This window comes from Thalassolituus sp. UBA6592, from assembly GCF_002433655.1.
GTDB lineage: Bacteria > Pseudomonadota > Gammaproteobacteria > Pseudomonadales > Oceanobacteraceae > Venatoribacter.
The window spans coordinates 1-5,916 of sequence record NZ_DJIO01000124.1 but is presented as its reverse complement, the minus strand read 5'-3'; the positions used below and the strand labels follow the sequence as shown (position 1 = coordinate 5,916).

Genomic DNA, 5,916 nt, shown 5'->3' with positions numbered 1-5,916 from the left:
GAGGCCATTGCCGACACTATTACCAACACCATAGGTTTCGGCCAGATAGCGGGTGAGAATCTGGCCAACAAAGCTGGTGGCACCGTAAACGATCAGATGAAAAGGGGTTGAGGATGGCATGCCTGACTCCGCAAATTATTATTCTGCCGACAGCTTACCCAGATTTGCAGCCGCAGATAAGTGTCTTCAGAGCCATTAGGGATGGCTTTGTGGACAGTCTCTGACCGGCTTTCACTTGTATATATGGAAATCCATATATACTATGAGCGGCATGATGAAAGAAGCCCTTATGAGTAAAGAGAAAATTACGCCCAATACCCTGTTTCGTTGTCTGGCGGATGACACCCGCCTGCAGCTGGTGCTGCTGATCGAGGCGAAAGGGGAGTTGTGTGTGTGCGATCTGATGGCGGCGCTGGACATCAGCCAACCGAAAGTGTCACGCCACCTGCAGCCGCTGCGGGAAAGTGGTCTGCTACTGACGCGCAAAACCGGACAGTGGGTGCACTACCGGCTGAATCCACAGCTGGAAAACTGGGTGTACAGCGTTATATCCGAAACTGCCGAAGCCCATCCTGAACTGATTCCGCAAATGCCCCAGGCGGGCTGCTGCTGAAGCCAACAAAAATCAGAGACTCCTTTTATGAAACTGCTGTTCGTCTGTACCCATAACCGTTGCCGTTCCATTCTGGCCGAAGCCATTTGCCGTGACGAAGCGGGCGGTGCTTTCGATGTGCGCAGTGCTGGCAGCCAGCCCGCTGGCGTAGTGTATCCGGGTACTCTGGCATTTCTGCAGCAGCAGGGAATTAATACCTCAGATCTGCAGAGCCAGGGCTGGGACGAATTTGAAGCCTTTTCCCCGGATGTGGTGATTACCGTGTGTGACAGCGCCGCCGGAGAGAGCTGCCCGCTGTGGATGGGCAATGCCATTAAAGTGCACTGGGGCTTGCCGGACCCATCGAAGGAACAGGATGCAGAAAAACAGCAGCAGATGTTTGAGGATGTTGCTGCGCGGTTACGTCAGCGTATCCGTAATCTTGTCGCCGTGGACTGGCAGGACAAAACCAACGAGCAGATTAAAGACCTGTTTATGATGCAGGCAGGAGAATAATCATGGGTATTTTTGAGCGTTATCTGACGCTGTGGGTCGGCGCTGGCATGATCGCTGGTGTGGTGCTTGGACTGCTGTTACCGGATCTGTTCGCCTTAGTCGCCGGGCTGGAAGTCGCCCGGGTGAATCTGGTGGTGGCCGTGCTGATCTGGCTGATGATTTACCCGATGATGATTCAGATTGATTTCACCGCCATCAAAGATATTGGTAAAAAACCACAGGGGCTGGTGCTGACGCTGGTGATCAACTGGCTGATCAAACCTTTTACCATGGCGGCGTTGGGCTGGTTATTTTTTAAAGTCTTTTTTGCCTCGCTGGTGGATGCGCAGACCGCCAGTGAATACATCGCCGGTATGATTCTGCTGGGTGTCGCACCCTGTACGGCGATGGTGTTTGTCTGGAGCCAGCTGACCAAGGGCGACCCGAATTACACACTGGTGCAGGTGTCAGTAAACGACCTGATTATGATTTTTGCCTTTGCGCCGATTACAGCTTTTTTGCTGGGTGTTTCTGATATTCAGGTGCCGTGGGAGACCCTGCTGCTGTCGGTGGTGCTGTACGTTGTACTGCCGCTGGTCGCCGGAGTTTTAACACGCAAAATTCTGTCGGCGGAGCGCCTGAATCATTTTTCGGTGGCGATTAAACCGTTTTCTGTTCTCGGCCTGATCAGCACCGTGGTGATTCTGTTTGCCCTGCAGTCCAACACCATTGTCGCCAAGCCGTTTGATATTCTGCTGATTGCGATTCCGCTGCTATTACAGACTTACGGCATTTTCTTTATCGCCTGGTTTATTGCCAGACGCATGAAGCTGAAGCACAATATTGCAGCACCTGCCTGCATGATCGGCACCAGTAACTTTTTTGAACTGGCGGTTGCCGTGGCGATTTCTCTGTTTGGTCTGAATTCCGGTGCTGCCCTTGCCACTGTGGTGGGGGTGCTGGTGGAAGTCCCTGTGATGTTATCGCTGGTGGCGTTTGCCAATAAACACAGGTTTTAAGTGATGAACGACATCCCCAATATCGTTGGCGATATTTTTAAAGTGCCGGACGCTGACGCAGTCTTTGCTGCAAAGCCGGCGACTCATAAGCCAAAAATTCTGTTGCTGTACGGTTCATTACGTCAGCGTTCGTTCAGCCGCTTAGTTGTGGAAGAGAGCGCACGCATCTTAGAAGCCATGGGCTGTGAAACCCGGGTGTTTAATCCCTCCGGTCTGCCGTTGCCGGATGACGCCGAACCGGAACATGAAAAAGTGCAGGAGCTGCGTGAACTGGTGACCTGGAGCGAAGGCATGGTGTGGTGCTCGCCGGAACGTCATGGCTCAATGACCGGCATTATGAAATCACAGATCGACTGGATTCCTCTGAGTCTGGGCGCGGTACGTCCGACTCAGGGCAAAACCCTGGCATTAATGCAGGTGTGTGGAGGTTCGCAGTCTTTTAATGCAGTAAATCAGATGCGTATTCTGGGCCGCTGGATGCGTTGTCTGACCATTCCTAATCAGTCGTCCGTGGCCAAAGCCTGGGCGGAATTTGATGACGATGACCGCATGAAGCCTTCTTCTTATTACGACCGTATTGTCGATGTGCTGGAAGAACTGGTGAAGTTCACACTGCTGACCCGCGATCGCAATGATGTACTGCTGGACCGTTATTCAGAGCGCAAAGAAACCGCTGAAGAACTGATGAAGCGGGTGAATCAGCGTTCAATATGACAGCAAAAAGCTCAGGCGGCGGGCAGTTAGGGCTCGGTTCAGAAAACGCGCGGTTTACGGTGTATATCGCCAACCGCCCGCCATTGCCGGAATATCAGCAACTCAAAGGAGTTGCTGCCATGCAGCCCGGTGAGATTGCCCATATTGCGGCAACCACCGGCAATCATTGGCGCAAAATTTTTAATGTCTACGCCAAACTGATCGCTGCTTATAAACAGCAGTGCGTAGAGCCATTGGGCTACCCACGCTGGCAGGACTATCGTGATCAGCAGTTATTGCAGCAGCACAGCGATGAAGCGCTGATATTCTCCCCACCGCAAGTCAAGCGTCAGCATGGCAGCGTTCGTCTGGTATTGGCCAAAGGCTATGCCGGAACGTTGGGATTGAATGATGAACTGCATTGGCTGGATACGGATTTTGCCGTACACGCCGCCAGCGGTATCGTGGTTTGTCCTTACTTTGATTACCGCCAGCTGTCTGATATTAAAATTCAGCGACTGGTGCATATTCTGACCGGCGAGCTTTAATCCGGATTAACAAGGGTTACCATCCGGTGGTGAGAGTCATCTCAGTCTGAATCAGGAAAATACGCAAGGCATACCGCAGACTGAACGTAGGAAGCAGTAAGCAGGAAGCGAGAGAAAAGAAAAAGAAGAACGAAAAGGGAAAACGAAAAACTGAAAACGGTAAAAGGAAAGCGAGAGAAGAGCAGGGAGTCGTCAGCAGCTACTGGCGGATATCAGCTGCGATCAGCAGGCGAGGCGAAAATCACTGAACAGCAGGCAATAAAAAGGGGAGCTGTTGCCCCCCTCACGCATTGCCTTTTTCAGTTGCTGTTTGCTGCCAGCCCGTTTGGCTTTACCGCTTTTTTCATGCACTCCACCTTTACGCATAATGGTCGCACAGGCATGCAGGTTACGGCCGGCTTTCTTCTGGCCCTGTTTTTGGCTCTGTTGTTGGCTCTGCTGCGCATGGCGTTGAGAGGCCGCGATGGCTTTCTTAGTCATGGTATTCCTCAGTATCAATACACATCTGGTTAAATGGGCGAACCCGGTTGTCAGTGGCTGTCTGGCTTGTCCGGACTGAAATATCCGCACCGATCATAATCTGATCAGTTTCAGCCGCTGATGGCGCGAATAATAGGCCGATTGCACCGCTGCGCAAGCGAATTCTGGCATCATTGATACAATTAATCGAATGGCTCCGTACCGGTGGTCTGCAGGTGCTTTGCCGGCCGATTGCGGATAACACTGACTCAGGTCGGAATCAGCGTATTCATAGTTATTCTGTATCAGTATATGCTCTGAGTCAGAGTACCGCTCTGCCCAAACACAAAGTGATAAACGTGACAGAAGCCCAGGCCAAGATGGAGAAGCCCTTATGAGTGAAATCGGATCAATCGGGATCCTCAACTGGATCAGTCTGGCGTGGTTCGTCACCTGCTGGGTCAGCTACACCCAATTCTCTGCTTACCGTGGCAAAACCACCGCGTCTCTGTCTTCTGTACTGCACGTTCACCGGATCAACTGGATGCGCCGTCTGCTGGGGCGGGAAGTACGGGTCGGTGATGCGGCGTTGCTGGCCAACATTGAGCGCAATGTAAATTTCTTCGCTTCGTCCTGTGTACTGATTATGGCGGGTTTGTTAACCGCCATGACGGCGGTTGATAAGCTGGAGATCATGCTGGCCAATGTCTCCTTTGTGATTCACGACAGCCTCTCCACGCTGGAGCTGAAGATGGCGACGCTGATCTGTATCTTTATTTATGCGTTCTTTACCTTCACCTGGTCCATGCGTCAGTTTGGTTTCGCCTCGGTGTTGGTGGGGGCTGCGCCGACCCCGGCAGAGGAGGGTGTTACTGCGTCTGACCGCCGCAGCTTTTCGATCTACGCGGCAAAAGTAATCGATCAGGCGAGCCGCAGTTATAACTATGGCTTGCGCGCGTTCTACTTCTCTCTGGGGGCGCTGGCCTGGTTTATCCATCCATTTGCTTTTATGGCTGCGACTGTGGTGGTGGTACTGGTCCTGTACAAGCGGGAATTTAATTCCAGTGCGCTGTACGCCATGATGGGCGTAGAGAATGTTGGCGAGAAGGTCTTTAAGGATGATAAAGAATTATCCGAACCGGGTGGCCGTCAGTCCTGACCGGCACTGGAATTTCTGACCACAGGCTGGTGGTTTGTTGCCGCCAGCTTCTGCTGTTATTTCTCTGATGGCTGTCGCCTGAATGTTAATCCAGTCACTTTTAATCCTTTTTCTGTGAATCCTCTTGCCGTAAATTCGCGGCCTCTGCATCCAGCCAGTGCAGAATATCCTGAGCAATTTTCTCCCAGCCGGGTTCGGCAATCAGCCAGTGGGCATGATGCGGATAACCACGATATTCCGCGCCGTAGCGCGCGGCGATTTTACGGTGCACTTTTGCTGGCGTAATACGGTCATTCAGACCGCTGACGACCAGCATTGGCAGCGTCACCAGCTCAGCATTGACGGCACTGGCCTTGCCCGGGTCCACTAACCAGAAGCCAATTTCCGCGGCTGCACGTCCACTTTCGTAACGCATGGCGGCCATGGCGGCGGGAATCTGCTCCTGGGGCATTTGATTAAACAGCGCGTACTTTGCTGCAGCAGGGGATAATTTATTGGGCTTTTTCCAGAAACCCCAGCGCGACATTACCGCAAAAAAGCTGCGCACCACCGACAGTGTCAGGGCATGGATGCCCGCCGGGGACGCCGGGCACAGCAGCACCGCTTTTTCTGCCAGACCGCGGGCACACAGCATCTGAACCAGCAGGCCGCCCATGCTGTGGCCAATCAGAATGGGTTTGGCCGGCAGGGTGCGGATAAACAGTTCCAGATCCCGGGCATAGTCGAGCAGGCCGATGGTGCCCGGCAGCTCGTCACGGTTATCTGCCTTATCATGGTGGCGCAACGGTGGGGCGTAACAGGTGAAGCCTTCGGCAGCAAAGAAGTCACGGTAATGGTCGAATACCTCCGGTCCGCACCACATACCATGAATAAACACGATCGGTGGTCGCCTCGGTGCTTGTGTCAGGGTTTGTGCCGGGGCTTGTGGCTGAGCTTGTATAGAGCTGTGCG

8 protein-coding genes are annotated in these 5,916 nt (G+C 53.0%); 6 read left to right on the top strand and 2 right to left on the bottom strand.

The features are described 5' to 3' along the window. Window positions 1-289 precede the first annotated feature (289 nt). The 5 genes from B2Z72_RS11595 to B2Z72_RS11575 are packed head-to-tail and all read left to right on the top strand — an operon-like array spanning window position 290 to window position 3,347. Complete coding sequence (locus B2Z72_RS11595) at window positions 290-613, top strand: metalloregulator ArsR/SmtB family transcription factor (RefSeq protein ID WP_296984145.1); 324 nt, start codon at window positions 290-292, stop codon at window positions 611-613. 27 nt (window positions 614-640) lie between these two features. Further along, window positions 641-1,108 carry an arsenate reductase ArsC gene (locus B2Z72_RS11590; protein ID WP_296984147.1) on the top strand — a complete coding sequence of 156 codons (468 nt, stop codon included), beginning with the start codon at window positions 641-643 and terminating at the stop codon, window positions 1,106-1,108. 2 nt (window positions 1,109-1,110) lie between these two features. Then, entirely contained in the window at window positions 1,111-2,106 is a 996-nt protein-coding gene (arsB, locus tag B2Z72_RS11585) for an ACR3 family arsenite efflux transporter (protein ID WP_296984148.1), read from the top strand. A gap of 3 nt (window positions 2,107-2,109) precedes the next feature. Beyond that, window positions 2,110-2,820: an arsenical resistance protein ArsH gene (arsH, locus tag B2Z72_RS11580; RefSeq protein ID WP_296984149.1), complete on the top strand. Its 711-nt coding sequence runs from the start codon at window positions 2,110-2,112 to the stop codon at window positions 2,818-2,820. Beyond that, entirely contained in the window at window positions 2,817-3,347 is a 531-nt protein-coding gene (locus B2Z72_RS11575) for a DUF6942 family protein (RefSeq protein WP_296984150.1), read from the top strand. Before arsH ends, B2Z72_RS11575 begins: the two co-directional genes overlap by 4 nt. Before the next feature lie 222 nt (window positions 3,348-3,569). On the opposite strand, the gene B2Z72_RS11570 is transcribed toward B2Z72_RS11575, so the two are convergent. Continuing rightward, window positions 3,570-3,827, bottom strand: a complete 258-nt coding sequence (locus B2Z72_RS11570) for a hypothetical protein (RefSeq protein ID WP_296984151.1) — start codon at window positions 3,825-3,827, stop codon at window positions 3,570-3,572. Window positions 3,828-4,200: 373 nt separating this feature from the next. Here B2Z72_RS11570 and B2Z72_RS11565 point away from each other — a divergent pair, with 373 nt between their 5' ends. Next, window positions 4,201-4,965: a DUF599 domain-containing protein gene (locus tag B2Z72_RS11565; RefSeq protein ID WP_296984153.1), complete on the top strand. Its 765-nt coding sequence runs from the start codon at window positions 4,201-4,203 to the stop codon at window positions 4,963-4,965. Window positions 4,966-5,065: 100 nt separating this feature from the next. Here the strand turns inward: B2Z72_RS11565 and B2Z72_RS11560 are convergent. Then, the coding region (locus B2Z72_RS11560; RefSeq protein WP_297004864.1) for an alpha/beta hydrolase at window positions 5,066-5,916 on the bottom strand (851 nt) is incomplete at its 5' end.

Bases quoted from the DNA above. Each gene is read 5' to 3' on its own strand.
- B2Z72_RS11595 (WP_296984145.1), top strand. From the start codon at position 290: ATGAGTAAAGAGAAAATTACGCCCAATACCCTGTTTCGTTGTCTGGCG.
- B2Z72_RS11590 (WP_296984147.1), top strand. From the start codon at position 641: ATGAAACTGCTGTTCGTCTGTACCCATAACCGTTGCCGTTCCATTCTG.
- arsB (WP_296984148.1), top strand. From the start codon at position 1,111: ATGGGTATTTTTGAGCGTTATCTGACGCTGTGGGTCGGCGCTGGCATG.
- arsH (WP_296984149.1), top strand. From the start codon at position 2,110: ATGAACGACATCCCCAATATCGTTGGCGATATTTTTAAAGTGCCGGAC.
- B2Z72_RS11575 (WP_296984150.1), top strand. From the start codon at position 2,817: ATGACAGCAAAAAGCTCAGGCGGCGGGCAGTTAGGGCTCGGTTCAGAA.
- B2Z72_RS11570 (WP_296984151.1), bottom strand. From the start codon at position 3,827: ATGACTAAGAAAGCCATCGCGGCCTCTCAACGCCATGCGCAGCAGAGC.
- B2Z72_RS11565 (WP_296984153.1), top strand. From the start codon at position 4,201: ATGAGTGAAATCGGATCAATCGGGATCCTCAACTGGATCAGTCTGGCG.